This is a genomic window from Marinobacter mobilis (assembly GCF_900106945.1).
GTDB lineage: Bacteria > Pseudomonadota > Gammaproteobacteria > Pseudomonadales > Oleiphilaceae > Marinobacter > Marinobacter mobilis.
Genome location: NZ_FNNE01000002.1, coordinates 12,499 through 28,480, shown reverse-complemented (window position 1 = coordinate 28,480; position 15,982 = coordinate 12,499). Strand labels below are relative to the sequence as shown.

Annotated in this window: 15 protein-coding genes; 8 read left to right on the top strand and 7 right to left on the bottom strand. The window is 56.2% G+C overall.

All coding sequences use genetic code 11. From position 1 onward, the window contains the following. Positions 1–63: 63 nt before the first annotated feature. From radD to BLV11_RS02605, 3 genes are all read right to left on the bottom strand, one after another. Positions 64–1,827 (bottom strand): DNA repair helicase RadD, encoded by a 1,764-nt coding sequence (gene radD / locus BLV11_RS02615; RefSeq protein ID WP_091811409.1) that lies wholly within the window; start codon positions 1,825–1,827, stop codon positions 64–66. A gap of 96 nt (positions 1,828–1,923) precedes the next feature. Next, positions 1,924–3,009: a helix-turn-helix domain-containing protein gene (locus tag BLV11_RS02610; protein WP_175528260.1), complete on the bottom strand. Its 1,086-nt coding sequence runs from the start codon at positions 3,007–3,009 to the stop codon at positions 1,924–1,926. A gap of 238 nt (positions 3,010–3,247) precedes the next feature. Continuing rightward, a complete protein-coding gene (locus BLV11_RS02605) occupies positions 3,248–4,834 on the bottom strand; it encodes a glycoside hydrolase family 5 protein (RefSeq protein WP_091811407.1) in 1,587 nt (528 codons plus the stop codon). A 562-nt stretch (positions 4,835–5,396) separates the two neighbouring features. Here BLV11_RS02605 and nhaR point away from each other — a divergent pair. The 3 genes from nhaR (at position 5,397) to BLV11_RS02590 (ending at position 7,246) form a co-directional block, all read left to right on the top strand. Continuing rightward, positions 5,397–6,323, top strand: coding sequence for a transcriptional activator NhaR (gene nhaR / locus BLV11_RS02600; RefSeq protein WP_091811406.1), 927 nt, complete (start codon positions 5,397–5,399; stop codon positions 6,321–6,323). Between the two features lie 79 nt (positions 6,324–6,402). After that, a complete protein-coding gene (locus tag BLV11_RS02595) occupies positions 6,403–6,738 on the top strand; it encodes a DUF7352 domain-containing protein (protein WP_091811405.1) in 336 nt (111 codons plus the stop codon). Between the two features lie 61 nt (positions 6,739–6,799). Beyond that, the gene (locus BLV11_RS02590; protein ID WP_217634522.1) at positions 6,800–7,246 is read left to right on the top strand and encodes a phosphate-starvation-inducible PsiE family protein; all 447 of its coding nucleotides are present in this window, start codon (positions 6,800–6,802) and stop codon (positions 7,244–7,246) included. A gap of 82 nt (positions 7,247–7,328) precedes the next feature. Here the strand turns inward: BLV11_RS02590 and BLV11_RS02585 are convergent, their stop codons facing one another. Continuing rightward, entirely contained in the window at positions 7,329–8,960 is a 1,632-nt protein-coding gene (locus BLV11_RS02585) for a tetratricopeptide repeat protein (RefSeq protein ID WP_091811404.1), read from the bottom strand. Positions 8,961–9,142: 182 nt separating this feature from the next. Beyond that, positions 9,143–9,766, bottom strand: coding sequence for a hypothetical protein (locus BLV11_RS02580; RefSeq protein ID WP_091811403.1), 624 nt, complete (start codon positions 9,764–9,766; stop codon positions 9,143–9,145). 226 nt (positions 9,767–9,992) lie between these two features. On the opposite strand from BLV11_RS02580, the gene BLV11_RS02575 reads away from it, so the two are divergent. Next, on the top strand, positions 9,993–10,547 hold the full coding sequence (locus tag BLV11_RS02575; RefSeq protein WP_091811402.1) for a hypothetical protein: 555 nt from the start codon (positions 9,993–9,995) through the stop codon (positions 10,545–10,547). A gap of 118 nt (positions 10,548–10,665) precedes the next feature. Here the strand turns inward: BLV11_RS02575 and BLV11_RS02570 are convergent, their stop codons facing one another. Next, positions 10,666–11,337 carry an HAD family hydrolase gene (locus tag BLV11_RS02570; protein ID WP_091811401.1) on the bottom strand — a complete coding sequence of 224 codons (672 nt, stop codon included), beginning with the start codon at positions 11,335–11,337 and terminating at the stop codon, positions 10,666–10,668. Between the two features lie 241 nt (positions 11,338–11,578). Continuing rightward, complete coding sequence (locus BLV11_RS02565; RefSeq protein ID WP_139173193.1) at positions 11,579–12,472, bottom strand: hypothetical protein; 894 nt, start codon at positions 12,470–12,472, stop codon at positions 11,579–11,581. Positions 12,473–12,724: 252 nt separating this feature from the next. Between BLV11_RS02565 and BLV11_RS02560 the strand changes: the two genes are divergently transcribed. The 4 genes from BLV11_RS02560 to BLV11_RS02545 all read left to right on the top strand — a co-directional run bounded on the left by BLV11_RS02560 (position 12,725) and on the right by BLV11_RS02545 (position 15,967). Continuing rightward, entirely contained in the window at positions 12,725–13,207 is a 483-nt protein-coding gene (locus BLV11_RS02560) for a DUF1264 domain-containing protein (RefSeq protein ID WP_091811399.1), read from the top strand. A gap of 327 nt (positions 13,208–13,534) precedes the next feature. Continuing rightward, positions 13,535–13,756: a hypothetical protein gene (locus BLV11_RS02555; protein ID WP_091811398.1), complete on the top strand. Its 222-nt coding sequence runs from the start codon at positions 13,535–13,537 to the stop codon at positions 13,754–13,756. 214 nt (positions 13,757–13,970) lie between these two features. After that, positions 13,971–14,486: a hypothetical protein gene (locus tag BLV11_RS02550; protein ID WP_091811397.1), complete on the top strand. Its 516-nt coding sequence runs from the start codon at positions 13,971–13,973 to the stop codon at positions 14,484–14,486. After that, entirely contained in the window at positions 14,483–15,967 is a 1,485-nt protein-coding gene (locus BLV11_RS02545) for a hypothetical protein (RefSeq protein WP_091811396.1), read from the top strand. Before BLV11_RS02550 ends, BLV11_RS02545 begins: the two co-directional genes overlap by 4 nt. The last annotated feature ends 15 nt before the right edge of the window (positions 15,968–15,982 follow it).

Here is a 15,982-nt window from a genome sequence, read left to right as displayed (position 1 = left end):
GCGACGGTTCAAAGTACGCCATTATAGCCAGCGGCGGCGCAAAGGCTTACCCCTTTCATCGCCTCACGCTTCATTCGCCTTACGGTAGCAGCCCTGATAATCGAAAATCCGTTCCTGTACCTGCCAGTAGTGTTTTTGCTTGCGGGCAATGACAAAGTCCGGTGCGGGCAGCAAGGCCTGAATCTCAAGCACCTCTTCCGCCCGGCCGAATGCTTTCGGGGCCTGGCCATTGGCGAAACGACGCCCGTACAGTTTGTTGAAGATGTGGCGCTGTGGCGACTTGCTGAAATCAAACGACTCGCTGAGTTCTTCCCCATCCTCACCGTGATAGGTGATTTTCAGTTTGCTCCCACCAGCACCCAACGTGATCCCGGCGCAACGGATCACCATGGCATCCTTGAGTTTCAGGGCATCCCTTAACTGATCATCCGGGTCGATGATGGCCTTCTGACACTGATGGCAGTGACGAGCCGCAATATCATTCTCGCCACCGCAGTGCGGGCACGCCTTGAAACGAAAACGGTAATCGCATTGTTGCAGGCGCGCTCCGTCCCCATCCGCAGGCGCCAGCAGCCCCTGACAACGGCGCCCGTAGTGCTCGACCACATGGCCATCGCCGTCAGTTTTGCCCCAGAAGATATTGGCAAACCCACAGCCAGGGCAGAACACCTGCACCGGTTCACTGTCGGGGTTCGGTTTCGGCTCTCCCACCTCCGGGTGATGCAGGTTCACGCTGTTACCCGCGTAATCCATCACCAGGCAGTCCTGTTTGCCTTCATCCAGCCGAAGACCGCGCCCCACAATCTGCTGATACAGGCTGACCGACTGGGTGGGCCGGAGAATGGCAATAAAGTCCACATGGGGTGCATCAAAGCCCGTGGTGAGCACAGACACATTCACCAGATATTTCAGCTGCCGCTGTTTGAAGCGCTGAATGAGCAGGTCCCGATCCCTCAGATCGGTTGCGCCGGTCACCAGGGCGGTCTGGTGTTCCGGCAAATAGCCGGTGATCTCCCGTGCATGATCCACCGTTGCCGCAAAGATCATCACACCCCGGCGTTCAATGGCCAGCTCCATCACCTGCTCAATGATCGCCCGGGTCACCCGCTTGTGTTTGTTCAGCAGCTGGTTGACGTCCTTCTCGGCGTATTCGCCAAAGCGGTCCTGAGCCAGCGCGGAGAAATCGTAGTGCGCCACCGCCACGTTCACCATCTCAGGCTTGGTGAGATACCCCCGACTGATCATATAGCTCAACGGCAGTTCATAGATGCAGTGCTGGAAGGGCTTGTCCTGCTCTTCATCCGAGCCGCGAACAAACCCCCGGTAGTGGTAGCGGTAAATCCAGCCCATGGCCAGGCGATAAGGTGTGGCGGTGAGCCCCAATACCTTGAGGGTGTCATTCTGTTGCCGCAGCCGTTCAATGATCCGCTGATACTGGCTGGTTTCATCTCCGCTGACCCGATGGCATTCATCGATGATGACCAGCGAATATTCATCCCGGAACTGATCCAGATTTGCCGATACGGATTGCACACTGGCGAAGGTGACCTGGTGCCGATGGTCCTTACGCTTCAGCCCGGCGGAGAAAATGCCGCCCGTTAACCCATAACTCTGGTACTTGGCGTGATTCTGCTCCACCAGCTCTTTTACGTGGGTCAGCACAAGAATCCTGCGACGGGCAAGCCGGGCCAGCTCAGCAATAACCAGGCTCTTCCCGGCACCGGTTGGCAGCACGATAACGGCAGAGTCATCGGATTTCCGGAAATGACTCAGCGTGGCATCGACCGCTTCCTGCTGGTAGGGACGCAGTTTGAAAGGCGCATTCATTGCACAGGGTTTGATCGCTATACGGTTGAAAGGGCGCTCATACTAGCAGATGGCATTAGTTACTTGCCGCGGGAAAAGAAGGCCGTTCTGCCTCCTTTAGCCATCCCTCAAGCGCTTTAATTGGTCATCGCTATCTCGCTGTGTTGCGGATAACCGTGAATATTGTAGCGGAGATACACCGGCCCATAGCTTAAAGGCACGGGAGAAAGCACTTTGCTCGCTGTAGCCGAGCATGAGGGCAACCTCACTAAGAGTTGTCCGCCCATCGTCCAGATATTGACGCGCCAAATGATAGCGGGTCTGCTGGAGTATAACGCTGAAATTCAAACTGCGTTCGGCAAGACGTCTCCGTACGGTGCGATCCGATAATGAAAGCGAACGTGCCAGGCCGTTCAGTGTCGCTCCCCCTTCTGGGAGAGACTTCCGAAGATAATCTCTTACGCTCTGTTCGAAACAGTCCTGGGCATTAGGCAAGACACGGAGTAAGGCGTCCGCTTGCTGGTTGAGAATGTCGAACAACGCTGCATCGTGAGTTCGTATCGGCAACGATAAAACGGAAGCAGGCATTGATAGAGCCAGTCTTGGCTGGTTGAACGAGACCTCACCAATGCCACCTGAGTGGTATTCAGACATCGGTGCGATAGAAGCGTGAGCGAAAGACAGGGAGGTTTGTGCAAGCCACTTAAGAAGATCGTCCTCACCCTCTTGGCCACCGAGCAGGATGCGGAAAAAGTTCATCAGCCCATAAAGCAATACTTCATCGGACAGCCCGATGCCCAGGCTCTGCTCGTGGACGGGCCACTCAGCGCGAAGACAGTCGCCGGTCAAGGTCATCCGGGCCCTACTGCCACTGCATAGCAGTTGCTGGTATCGATCAAACTGAAAGATAGCCTCTCCAAGTGTTCTTGCGTTGATCGCCAAATAACCAAGAACACCGCAGTTCGAGGGCTTAACAGCGCCTCCGAGGTGAACGCCCAGAGCCGGATCATTTGCTCGTTTGTATAGGGCTTCCAGCAGCTCGCACCACTTCTTGTAGGGGATGCGCCCCGCATTGGAGGCCTGGGTAGGTTTCCGGTTATTGAGTCCCACCAATGCCAAGACCTCGCTCACCTCTCCGGGAGCCAACTCGGCTTCAGCACTGTACGCTTTCAGCAACCCGGAAAAGTCACTGGTCACGCTCATTTGGTGGTCCTGAATCTCGGTTACCATCGTCGTCCCAATCTCTATGTAAGTAACCTGCCATAAAGCTCGAATTGGTTTAATTTTAAGCGTCCAGAACACCGCCCCCCATCACACGCCATGCATCATCCGACTCAAAGCGCAACCTCAAGGCTATGCCCTACCGCAAGAGACGCCCCTGCTCCGATAGCCCTTCTCACTGCGGAGAAGGGCTTTATGCTCAACAAGGTAACCTTGGCTTTTACTCAACCACCGTCACGGATACTTGCTCTGCGTCGTTATAGCTAACAATACGCAAAGTCTCGCTGCCGGGGCCCGAAATCACTTGCCCACCCTCAATGATCACTCGATACCCGTCAGAATAATGGCGTTCAGGCACGAAAATCTCGGTTACGGTTCCGGGTGGGAATCGCCCCTTACCATCTGGCCGCTGAGTGGAGTAGCGGAGTTCAAATAGCTTGTTATTTCGGTCAAAGCTATAGTGCTCCGGTATTCCGGCAATGTGCCGGGGGTAAGCCCGCACCAGCACATCCAGTTTTTCTTGGTCAAGGTTAGCATCCACCGGCGGCATTGAGGGGTGCGAGATAATACCTTCATCTGGACGCTCACAGCACACATCCCGATTCCACCAGGCCCAGTATTGCCAGGACACCCGATTCTCTGCCGCCAACGAGATGACACGCTCAATTGTCGCCAAATCATCCGAAGCTCCAAATTCACTGAGCATCAGAGTGTCATTGAACGTCTTCGATTGCTGCTCAGCATTGGTGAACACCATTTGTTCCTCAACGGAGCAAAGTGCGTCTGAGTACGGCAATGGGGGTAAACCCGGCGTTGCTGCCAAGCAGTAATTGTGAAACGACATTCCAGCGCGAATACCCTCACCTACGCCACCATGGGCGGTGTCAACGCCATTATTGAAGGTGACAAACGGCTCGTAGAAAATGATGGCGCTGTCGTCCTCGGCCCGAACGGCATTCGCAGCAACGCGGGCCACGTCGGTAAGCTTCCGGTCCTGATCCACCAGAAGACAACCCAAAGGGTTGGCACAAAGCGCAAGCGAGGAACCTGGGAACGGTTCGTTCCAAAGATCGTAGCCCAGCAGACGGTCCACATCCTTGATGCGACTTGCAACACGCCGCCAGGCTTCAGCAAAAGCCTCATGCATCGGGCGACCGACGGTGTCCATATCGTTATCGAGAAAATGGTCGTAAGCACGCCACAGAGCCGGCATTGCGAAATAATTACCGGGAAAGCCCAAGTCTGGCTCATTGGGCAGACCATCATCAAATACGGTCCAGTCCGGAAAACCCTCACCGTTGAATTTTTCGTTGTACATATCCTGGTGGAAATCGAACAACACCCACAGGCCGACATCCGCCGCTGCCTGTGCCGTCCGGTACAGAGACTCCAGGTAGTCGTAATCATAGTTACCGGGTGTTGGCTCGAAGGCTTTCCATATAAAGCCCAGCCGAATGGTGTTGAAGCCTTGGCTGGCAATGTAGTCCAGATCATCTTCACCGAAGCCGATAGATTCCGGCGTGTATGGCGGTAACTTACTGATTTGGTTAACGCCCTGCAAAATGACCACCCGGCAATCTGAATCAACTATCCATCGTCCTACCTGCCCCAGTCTACCGGGCGCTATGGAGTCATCGCAGACGGACCTGCTCGAATGTGCAGGGCCTTCGGCTGATGGTCCCTCGGTAGCCCCTGTTTGCAATGGAGGGTTTGAAGACGATCCATCACCCATGCAACCGCTGAGAAATGAAACCAGCGCTAGGCTGATGGCGAAAGGAAACACTCGCCCAAAAGACGACTTTTTCATTGTGCTATACCCTATTTTAATTGCTATTTGCACGGAGGTTGTATGAATCGACAGTGATAGACGCCGCTTATTGCTTTAATTTCTGGCCCACCGCCAAGACTGGTACGGTTGTGCAATATTGCCAGCACATGGTTCGGCATGATTGACGCGGGCAGCCACTTTTTGACAAATTTGGCCACTGAAAAGCACGGACAAGAAAGTTGGGACTTTGGGCAGGGAATATCAGCTCCGGGTTGAAGCGCTCCAGCATCTGGGACTAAAGCCGTTTATCCTGGCTTTGCTCCTGCTCGTAACCCTGTTGGCAGGCGGCGCACTGGTCACACCAAGGGTTACGGGGATTGCAAAATACGGATAGCGAGGGTCGAAGACGTCAGATTTATGATTTCAGAATCGATCCGTTCCCTTTTTCAGCATCGGGCACAAGACAAAACCAGCGCTCATCACATTGTATTTTGCAGACCGCCCAGACAAGGGCTATGTTCTTATGCTCTATCTGTGGCAACAATGACCAAGCCGGCGGGGCAGCACGCAGCACCAGCCGGTCAACGGAAACCTCCATCCCATGCCTGGCACCCTCAACTACAAACATCTGTATTACTTCTGGGTCATCGCCAGAGAAGGCTCACTGGTCAGAGCCAGTGAATTACTCGACCTGGCCCCCCAGACCCTCAGCAGTCAATTGACCGCCCTGGAAGAGTCCATCGGCAGCCTGCTGTTCCGCCGGGAGCACCGCCGTCTGGTGTTAACGGATCTGGGCCAGACGACCTTCCGCTATGCGGACGAAATGTTCAGGGTCGCCGATGAACTCAAGAGCGTTCTCGATAGCGATCCCGCTGACCGCCCCTTAACCCTGTCTGTCGGGGTTGCCGCATCCATTCATAAGCTGATTGCCTACCAGCTGCTGGAGCCCGCCATCAAACTGGACCGGCAAGTTCATATCAGCTGTCACACTGGCGGCCTTGAAGCGCTCCTCCGGGACCTGAAATCGAGGCGTCTGGATGTGGTGCTCAGTGACCGCCTGCCGGAATCAAACCCTGAAAATCACTGGGGCATCCATACCATTGGCCAGTCTTCCATCAGCCTGTTTGCCATCCCGGAACTTGCGGCACAGTTGCGGGACGACTTTCCTCAGAGCATGCACAATCAGGCATTTCTGGCGAACGCAATCCGCACACCCTACGCACACCAGTTGATGCAATGGTTCCATGATCAGGGCATCCGGCTGGACGTATCCGTAGAAATCGACGACAGCGCCCTGCTCAAAGTGTTTGGACGAAATGGGTTCGGGGTGTTCGCCGCCCCAACCGTCATCCGTGATGAAGTATGCCGCCAGTACCAGGTCGAGATGATCGGGGAAGTTGAATCGGTCACCGACACACTCTATGCCATCAGCCGGAACCAGGTGCAGGCTCATCCAGCCGTGGAGGCCATTTGTACTCAGGGGGCATCGAAAGCATCAAAGGCGAATGCATCGAAAAAAACTGATTGAAAGAACTATTCTGCCTGATTCTTTCTTATCGCTCCGCCCTCCATGATGGCTCTACCCAGCGCAAACAGGAGGGGGCATCATGAAAACCATTCACAAGTATCCGCTCAAGGTTTCCAAAGAACTGAACGAACTCTCGCTGAGGGAAGGGTTCAAGATCGTTCGCTGCGAGTACATCGTGTCGGAGAAGACCGTCTACCTTTGGGTCGAAGAGCCCCTGAAAGTAGACATCCCCGAATGCCGGTCAAGCTTTCGGGTGGCCTTCTCCGGTGAGCCGGTCCCTGACCACTACCTCTACCGGGGCACCGCTCTGGACCCCTTTGGCCCGGAAGCCTACCACGTATTCGAAGCGCCGGAACGGAAAGCATCGACCACCACCGACCGGCCAATGTCGCTGCGACCGCTGATTGCAGCCTGACCGAATTCGTCTCGCCTACCCCGGGGCTGCCTTCTGGGCAGCCCCGCAGGATCTGACCGCTATGATGAACGATCTGGACCCGAAGTTTCTGGCGGTATTGAGTGAGATTATCCGTCTCTCCGTTCGCCTGCTGGCCCTGTTAATGGTGCTGGTGATTATCATGGGGGTCGTCGACGTCGGCTGGACTCTTTACCAGAAGATGATCACGCCACCGATGTATATCCTGACCATCTCAGACATGCTGGCCACCTTCGGGGCGTTCATGGCGGTGCTGATTGCCATAGAGATTTTCATCAACATTACCATCTACCTGAAAGATAACGTTATCCACGTCCGCATTGTGATTGCCACCGCACTCATGGCCATTGCAAGGAAAGTTATCATTCTCGATCTCGAAACCGTAGAACCGGACTACCTGATCGGCATTGCACTGATTGTGCTGACCATGAGCATTGCCTACTTCATCGTGCGCAAAGCCAGCGATCAGAGCGATGAGGAGCATGTTTAGGCGGGATACCCGCGCAGGCGTGCAAGCTCAAAAGGGGGCAGACTGATGAAACTCAAATCAATCTGTCCCCTTCAGTTACCCTTTAGTTCTGGCGCTCCGCCACTGCCTTGATGCCGTTGACCGGCTCACGTTCGGATCCCGGAGCGGCCTCCAGCAGCCGGCGTGACCATTGTGCAGCGGCCTCGCTGTCGCCTGCGGCATCGGCCGCACGGGCTGCGCCGGCCAGGGTGTTGTAGCGTTGCGGCCAGATGCGGTTGGACTGCTGATACGCAACAAGCGCCTCTGCCGGGCGTCCCTGGGCAAGCAGGACGTCGCCCAGAGCCTCGTAGGGCGGCAGCAAGGCCCCCGGGGTGACCGGGTGCTTCTCAACGGTGGCTTCCAGCTCTCCGGCAGAACGCATCAGTTCAATAGCGCGCTCCGGGTCCCCTTCGGCGTTCGCGATCCAGCCGGCCAGGATCCTTCGATCCACCTCAATGTAGGTTGAGAAACGCTGATCGGCTGCGGACCTGGCATTCTCCGCCAGGGTGGCTAACCGCTGCTCCGCCTCCCGGGCCGTCTCCACGTCACCGGTGTGCACGGCGCCCAGGCCCCGGGCAAACCAACTCACCGCCTCTGGCCAGGAGAACTTATCCCAGTCAATGTAGTCCACAGCCCGTGGCGTAATCGCGGCGGCCGCCTCCCAGTTGCGTGTTTCAACCGCCAGCCGGGCTGGAATAGACGCCAGGTGGAAGGCCCCCGGGAAGTTGCCCTGGTGCGGACCGTTGGCCTGCGCACCTTCCCAGATGCCCAGCGCAGCGCTGTCTTCACCACGCTGGAGATGACCATAGACCAGGTAGTCCGTGGCATGAATGTAATGGAACGATGTCGCCCCCTGCATCTTGTGCTCTACGGCCACCTTTGCCGATTGCTGGTTCCAGTCAATCGTCCGCGGCCAGTCACCCAGGCGCACATAGATGTGTGAAGGCATATGCAGGGCATGGGGCACGCTGGGGGCTATCTCGGTGTAGGAATCCACGATTTCCGTCGCGTTTGCCGCGCGACCATCGGCATCCGTCGCGTGGATGCTGTAATGGACGGCCCCGGGATGGGTTGGCTCGTTCTCCCAGGCGGCACGCAGCACCGCCTCCGCCTCATCGTGCAGCGCCTGCCGGTCTTCGGCAGACAGCGCCAACGTCAGGCGAGACAGCGCATACAGCGAGGCGACGTTCAGATCATCCGGGAAGGCGTCATAGGCTGCATCCATGCCCTCGATCCAGCCGGCCAGTCGCTCCCGGACCTGGTCGGTATCGGACTCGAAGAAGGCAGCGGTGGCCTCGATCAAAAGGCGCTCCCGCTCAATATCTGTGGCCTTGCGCGCATTCTCAACCGACTGGCGGCCCAGGGTGATGTCCGCCGCATTCGGTGTGGTGCCCCATAAGGGCTGGAACAGCGTCGTCGCCACGCCCCAGTGGGCCATGGCACAGTCAGGATCGGCCTTGGTAATGGCCTCGAATTCGGCGCGGGCCTGGGTGTACATCATGTGATGCATCAAACCCAACGCGTGGTCGACATCCGCACGCACGCCTTCAAGACAGTTTGCGTGGAAATCGGTGGTGCCAATGGCATCCCCGCCACGGGCGGCTGTCCCGGTGTTCCCGGGTGCCTGACCCGCCGGGGCAGAAAGCGAGAGCGTCGCAAGGACGACGACAAGTGATAATCGGTACCATGTGTTCATGACAGGACTCCAGTTAAACCGTGATACGGGTGGAGCCGGCATGCCATACACCGGTCAGGGACTGAATACACACTGCCAGTTGCTGGCCTTGCATGCACAGCTTATAACCTTGAAGTTAGTCTATCCCACCCGGTTTAGCAGAATTCAGTAGGATGCTCAGGGCGGGACCGGGTTGATTTTGCCTAGGCGGAAACTTGTTGGTATGCCCTTTCCCCCTGCGGCCCCTCCGTGCAGGTCAGTCTTTCAATTAGCCTGCCCGCCACTTTGGGTTCTATCAGCACCAAGGCCACTGCGATGCTTATGAGTAATGCGACAAAATAAAACCCAAGAAAGCCGGAAAGCCCAAGCAAAGGTGCAACGGGTTTTGCTAACCCGACAAAGACTGCGTAGAGCCAGGTAACACCACTAATTGCGCCCAGAAGGGTGAGAAACAGGGCCGTACGCCGCGTGTCGGAATCCGGCGTTTGCAACCGTTTGAAGACAACCAGGTGCAGCGCAACACCATTCAGCGTCAGGATAGAAACAACCGCCAACTTTGCGAGCATCTTGGGGCTGTTAGCCAGCACCTCCCACTCAAACTGAGTGTCAATCCAAATGACGGATAGCCCTGTCATCCAGAGAAGTGAAAGGGCCACCGAAATAATCCTGCTCGCCTCGAACAAGAGACTGATATTCATCCTCCGCACAACAAGAATGGCATAGTCGCCAAACGCAATACCGACACCCGCCACGACAACTGCCATCACATGTACAAGAATCAGAGACATTCTTAGTACTTCAACAACATCTATACCCTGCGCTTCCATCTATTGTTCCGTTATCAGCATGAGATTGCACAAACCGTCGCTGGCGCACTGACCGAACAGACTACGCCAGACACAGCAATAAATCTTAATGCCAATCGTTATCATTATCAACTTTACGAAGCACAGGTCTATCTCGGTTTTCACTAACCTGCCACGGCTGCCGCCCCCTTATACAAAAATGATATAAACACCTTCCATTCTATAATATTGTTAGGACGACATAATTATGAAAAAAATCTTGGCCTTCACTCTGGTATCCGCATTGATGACTGGCTGCGGGGGTGGCAGTAACGGCGGCGATCAGGACAGCAACAGCTTGGGCAACGATTCCGGCTCGGGCTCCTCTCAGGACAGCAACGGCAGCAGTTCGGGAAGCGGTCAGGCGACGGTGCTGGAAGGCACCTGGAGAAAACCATGCGGCCCCGTCTCAGGGCAGGAGCACCACGATATCGTGACGTTCACCAGCACCGGCAATACGTTTACCAGCAGTATCGAGAACTATATCGATGCCAGCTGCACCACCCCGTATGCCGAGGCCCCCAACCCTACCGCATCAGGGACGTTCACACTGGGTGACAACGTGGTGCTGGGTGATGGTGTCACAGCCACCGAACACGATAGCCATATCACTCAGTTCAATGGCGCGCCGTTTATCATCGACGACTACAACATCATCTACATTCAGGACGACACGCTCTACATCGGCGAGGGTGAAGCCGAGACGCCGGAGCAGCGCCCAACCACTCTCGACTACAGTCGTCCGTACTATCGCGTGAACTAAGCGGGTTTCGCGGCTCTCCAAGAAGACGGTAAGGTGCTCCCCAAGCGGGATCGGATTGAGGAGTACCCCCCTCGGCAGACGAACGGAACAGGATCAATCTGGAGTCGATCGCCCCCCATTAGTGGTGCAGCGACATCAGCTTGTCGGCAACCTCAACCAGACTGTCTCCCGTGACATCCGCGGGCAGAAACACATCGCCTGGCCCGTACTCAAGGCGTGAACACCAACCGGCAAGCGCCCCGGCCCGTTTTGCACCGTGGCAATCCCAGGCATGCACGGCAACCAGAGCCAGGCGTTCAATCGGCGTCCCCGAGCATTGCGCGGCAAACCGGTAGATATCCGGATGAGGTTTCCAGACCCCAGCGTCCTGAGCCGTCACAATATGATCAACGAACCCGATAAGCCCAGCCCCTTCAAGAAAACGGCGTGTTTTGTCAGGGCTGTTCACCGTCAGGCAACCAACCCCCACGCCAGCATCCGCGATCTTCTTCAGGGCAGGCGCGGCATCGTCAAAAGTGGGCAAGGTGGAGAAACCGTCGACTACGTACTCAATGTCCCGTTCACTGAGCGCGAATTTTGTTTCCGTTCGAAGCGATTCCCGTGCAACCGCCTCAAAGGGTGCCGAGTCACCGGCCAGGGTCAGCGCCATGGCATCGCGTTGAAAGCGCAGGAACCAGGGCTCCAGAATGAGCCCCGGCTGGCCAACTTTTTCCAGCCGGTCCGCCAATGGCTCCAGGTTGATCAATGTTTCAAGAACATCAAAGAAAACTACGTTCGGTCGGACAGCCATCTCAAGAGCCTCCCTGTACCGTTGCAGGCTCACAAAGTGTAGTTCAGCGGATGGCGGGATGCCGACAGTACGCGCCCCCCTTACTGGCCGCTCCTCGGTCACTCGTTGACGGTTAAGCCGCATTGGAGCAGATGCGCAGGAACGCCCGGGAGATACATCGGTGTCTGCCGAGGCATGGTTCAATGCCGTTTGAGGATTTGGAGCCAATCCGTTGGCTCATCGAGGGCAATGAAGTGGATGTTCAGGGGGAAGGCCGAAAGGGGTCCAGCACCGGCACTCCCAGGAACTGGCCAATCACCTCGGCATCCTGACGGATCCGGCCCGGGTTGCCGTGGTCCATGACGTTCAAGCGGCGGCCGTCGATGAGCACCAGATTCAGTTCGTAGCTCCAGTAGGACCTGCTGCGGCCGTTGTCGCTCCTGCTGGTTACCCGTTCCTGCAGAAGTTGAATCACCTTGATCTCCTGCAACCAGGCCCATTCCGCCTGGGTTACCAGAGCCTGGGGGCCGTTCAGTCTGCCGGAACCCCGCCAATAGCCACCCAGGGACAGGTCAAACACGCGGCGTTTGCTAGCGGATTTCAACAGCAGTGCACCCGTCAGCAAAAAGACCAGTCCAACCAGACCGGGTATCACCGCTGTCATCAGATTGCCGTCGCGAATACCGGTGACGACAAACACACCGCCGACACCGGCCCCCAGAGCCATGAACAGGAGACAGAACAGCATCATTTGGATGCTGGGGCGGACCTCCAGCCGGCTCGGGCTGACCTGAACCAGGTGGTGGGTTCTGAAGTTGGCCCCGCCTGCCTTGAGGGGCGTCCAGTCAACGTCCTCACCTTTATCAGGCTGGTGGGGCCCGGCGGCCTGTTGCTGTTGCCCCAATCGGTAGCCGCCTCTGATGATTTTTTTGAACCGAGTCAGGGTTGCAATCACTTGCAGGGCGATCCCAAGGCCTATCAGCAGCTTGGCATGTTCGACAAGCAGCCCAGCCAGCTCCGGGGGTAACAGTGGTTGAATGGTGGAGGGTACAAACAGTGCGACCAGACCCACGATGAGCAAGACCGTACCCAGCACATTCAGGGCCGGGTTGGGTTTGGTGTGACGAGCGGATTCAGGTTGGGATAACGACATCATGCTCTCTGCAGCAAATCGGGAGGGCCATTATTGTAGGCGAAAGGGGCACAGGGTGGGCAAGTAAACCCATCAGCCACCCGTCGGAAAAAGCGTACCGGGTGTTCGGGGCATGGCCGGACTGATCCATCTCAAACCGCCCTGCCCCCTTTAGCCCGATACTTGTGGGTCCTCGCGCCATACCCTAATCTGATAAAGCCAACACTGAAAAGTGAGCGTAGCGGTACTTCCATGAAATGACATAGGGAGGTCGTTATGTACAGAATTTCGTTAGTCCTTTTCAGCATCGGATGCTTATTTGGCGCAGGAACAGCCATCGCCCACGAGCCACCTACCTCAGGCTGGGCTCTCCACATTGATGCCAAACGCCATATCACCGGCGATGTTAACGCCGTCGCACACCACTACTGCAAGGAACTCCCCGGTGGCGTGACGGCATGCCAGCTGTATGACAGCGACGCACTGAATGCACGCCTGGTGGGTGTGGAATTCATTATCGGTGCCGAAGCTTATGCCGCTCTGCCAGAGACCGAACAAGCACTTTGGCACTATCACAAGGAAGAGATAGGCGTGGTAGACCCCGTCATGCCTGACATGACCGAAGAAGAAGCCGCGGAATTCGTGAAGAGCGTAGAAGAAACCTACGGCAAAATCTTCCTGATTTGGAACACGGCGCAAGACGAACTGCCGGTCGGGCAACCAATGGCGTATGACATGGCCGGAGACGAAGCGCACTAAGCCGTAGCGCACCGTAAAAACAGAGCAAAAGGGGAGGAAGCCGGGGGCCGATTGACAATAGGTTGATCGGCCCCCGTTCGTTATCTGATTTTTACCCAGCCTCAAGCACGCCCTTCATTGGCCAATGACCGCGCCCCCGGAATTGGCGCTGGCGATTCCGGGGGCGCGGTCATTTTGCTTCCAACACGCCCCCCTCCTTTGAAGGGTAACGGTGCCCCAAACAAGGCCGGAAAGGAACCTGGCCCTGTTTTCACTTTCCGGCCCCCTTGTGATAGCGTCCCTCAATAAACATCTTCACTGTGTCTGTAGCAAGGCGGAGCGGGCCTTATGGTCTGCTCGGAGCGGCTACCGGGCAGCGATGACAACGCGCGGCTTGCGGTGCAGGCCATGGCGGTCGAACTGGGTGTAAGTATCTATGATTCCATGTTTGGGGTGCAGAAAATCCCTGACGTTTCCCTTAGATCGAAGTGGGAAAGTGGGCTGCAAAAGCTGTGGTACCAGAATGTTCTGGGCACCATCACGCGGTCTTCATCCACTGAGCAGTTATGAGGCCGTGAGTCGTGTTGAGGATCTTCCTGCCGGGCTCCCCTGTCCCGCTTGCGGAGCACGAATCAAGCCACACGATTCTTTGAACAAAGCCAGGAACATTCGCTGTGCGGCATGCAACGTCGTCTTTCATTGGTCCCCCAAAGCAGGGGTGAGCTTACCCAATAACCACGACAGGAAAGTGGTACAGCCACAAAGTAGCGTGCCTGAATCCGGCATGCCCCTCCGTGACCTGAAACCCAGCAGTGCGGGTGGACCGGGTCAGTTTTTTGGTGGTTTTTTCCTTGCCTTGATCGTTAGCCTCATTGCTCTGGTATTGCTGTGGGACCTGGCCGGAATAAAGAACATTACGCGTGTTTCGGTCGTTATAGCCATAGGTGCCGGCATTGCGACACTGGTGCTCGCCGACAGAAAAAGATGGCGTAAATCAGGCGCCTGGGCGGGCCTACTGCTTGTGCTAAACCCATTTACCCTCACTTTTCTTAATAGTCAGGGCTACGGTGACATTTCGACGACCGTTTGGGATGCGTTCTCCTCTGGACCGGATTACGAGGCCCTGGTTGCTGAGGCCGACACGTTGGCGGGGCAGGCCCGTCGAGAAATAAATCAGGGCAACCATCAACAGGGCATGAACACACTGTCTGAAGCCACCATGTCGGCCAGCTTGGGTAACGATATAGAACTGGCAGAACAGTTATTGGAAGAGCTGATACAAGCGGACAAAGAGCAATGAAAAAACAGGCTATTGTCGGATTTTGGGTTCTTCTTTTAACAAGCCTGATGTCTTCAGCGGTGATGGCCCAGGCCGTGATCAAGTATGAATTCTTCGCCGAACCCTACAATTTTCAACTGACGGGCAAGCAATGGGGGACCATTCACGGGTTGAATTTTGAGGTGAGGCAGAGTTTTGGCTCCCTGCTGGGTGAGCCCGTAACCAATAACAACGTACGTTACTGGTTCGATGGTCAGGAGGATGGCATCCATAAGCCGACGGTTCATCTCTACAGGGAAGTGACCGGTACGCCTCAGGCACAAGGGATTCCCTACCCCAATGGCGACACTTGGGCGATCATTGAGCTGTGGGGCGGTGATGATATTTCAGTCAGCCGAACGGCTGGCTCACTTAACGTTAGCTATCCCTTTGAACGCTTCATTGATCAGGTTCGAGTGGTGTCGGCCCATTTTGTTGGTAACTACGGGCAGATCAACATGCTGGGCGGTTTCAACGGGGTCTTTGGCCCCCCTGGCAGCTGGGGGTGGAACGTTCCGGGTAGCCCTTCATGGGGGCGCGCTCTGGTTAGCAGCTTTGAATACGTTGACCATGGAAGTCGGCCGATTCACTGGTATTCACAAGCCGAGGCTCGCGATCTCTTTTCGATGTTGGTCAAGGAGTGCGAGCCTGCCTGCCAAGGCCAGGCCCAGAGACTGCAAGATCTCAACCTGAATATGTACGGGGTGTTAAACGATATTGCCGCTCATTCAGAAGACTTCCGAATGGCCTACTTCAGAAACGCCCCGCGCACGACGATGCTGAACAGTCTGTTGGCAGCGGCGCAGTCTGAACCCGACCCTCAGCTTCGCAGGCGCCGACAGGCTCTCGCCGACCGTGCCGTGGAAGCGTTTGGGGATGAGCAATCCCGGACTTTCACACAGCAGCAGAGCTTTTTTGTTGACCGTAGAAAGCAGTCGGCAACGGAACAGGCCATGGCTGTGACCAATGATGCGCTTTGCCAGATGATGACCGATGGCAAGGTTCAGGAAGGCACTCTGGGCCAGTTACAGCAGCTGGTGCAACAGCAGGGAGCGTTGCCCAGGCAATTACAAGTTCGGGCCGAGGAATCACTGAGGCTTCTGAGTAGCGAAGGTCACAGACAGGGAGCCACCGCCGACCTGTTTATCAGGCTTATCAGAAGCGATGAATTTAACCTGAAACTCAGAGTCACCAGGCCGGGTGGTCAGACACTACCGGGTTTTCCGATCGTAGGGGATGAAGATCTTCACTACGTCGCTCGTAATAACCCGGGCGGAAATTATACGATTGAGGTAACGGCAAATAATGCTTCAACGGATTACACGCTGCGCGTTCAGTACGGCGGTAAGGTTATTACCCATGAGGGCTACCTTACCAAAGGCAGTGTAGACACCTACGAGCACAATTTTGATCCAAATCAGACCGACGAAGGGCGGCCCTGCCAGAACTTCACGGAGCTTTAATACCTGAGCCGGGCC

Excerpts from the sequence above, each read along its gene's own strand:
- radD (WP_091811409.1), bottom strand. The coding sequence starts at position 1,827 with ATGAATGCGCCTTTCAAACTGCGTCCCTACCAGCAGGAAGCGGTCGAT.
- BLV11_RS02610 (WP_175528260.1), bottom strand. The coding sequence starts at position 3,009 with ATGAGCGTGACCAGTGACTTTTCCGGGTTGCTGAAAGCGTACAGTGCT.
- BLV11_RS02605 (WP_091811407.1), bottom strand. The coding sequence starts at position 4,834 with ATGAAAAAGTCGTCTTTTGGGCGAGTGTTTCCTTTCGCCATCAGCCTA.
- nhaR (WP_091811406.1), top strand. The coding sequence starts at position 5,397 with ATGCCTGGCACCCTCAACTACAAACATCTGTATTACTTCTGGGTCATC.
- BLV11_RS02595 (WP_091811405.1), top strand. The coding sequence starts at position 6,403 with ATGAAAACCATTCACAAGTATCCGCTCAAGGTTTCCAAAGAACTGAAC.
- BLV11_RS02590 (WP_217634522.1), top strand. The coding sequence starts at position 6,800 with ATGATGAACGATCTGGACCCGAAGTTTCTGGCGGTATTGAGTGAGATT.
- BLV11_RS02585 (WP_091811404.1), bottom strand. The coding sequence starts at position 8,960 with ATGAACACATGGTACCGATTATCACTTGTCGTCGTCCTTGCGACGCTC.
- BLV11_RS02580 (WP_091811403.1), bottom strand. The coding sequence starts at position 9,766 with ATGGAAGCGCAGGGTATAGATGTTGTTGAAGTACTAAGAATGTCTCTG.
- BLV11_RS02575 (WP_091811402.1), top strand. The coding sequence starts at position 9,993 with ATGAAAAAAATCTTGGCCTTCACTCTGGTATCCGCATTGATGACTGGC.
- BLV11_RS02570 (WP_091811401.1), bottom strand. The coding sequence starts at position 11,337 with ATGGCTGTCCGACCGAACGTAGTTTTCTTTGATGTTCTTGAAACATTG.
- BLV11_RS02565 (WP_139173193.1), bottom strand. The coding sequence starts at position 12,472 with ATGATGTCGTTATCCCAACCTGAATCCGCTCGTCACACCAAACCCAAC.
- BLV11_RS02560 (WP_091811399.1), top strand. The coding sequence starts at position 12,725 with ATGTACAGAATTTCGTTAGTCCTTTTCAGCATCGGATGCTTATTTGGC.
- BLV11_RS02555 (WP_091811398.1), top strand. The coding sequence starts at position 13,535 with ATGGTCTGCTCGGAGCGGCTACCGGGCAGCGATGACAACGCGCGGCTT.
- BLV11_RS02550 (WP_091811397.1), top strand. The coding sequence starts at position 13,971 with ATGCCCCTCCGTGACCTGAAACCCAGCAGTGCGGGTGGACCGGGTCAG.
- BLV11_RS02545 (WP_091811396.1), top strand. The coding sequence starts at position 14,483 with ATGAAAAAACAGGCTATTGTCGGATTTTGGGTTCTTCTTTTAACAAGC.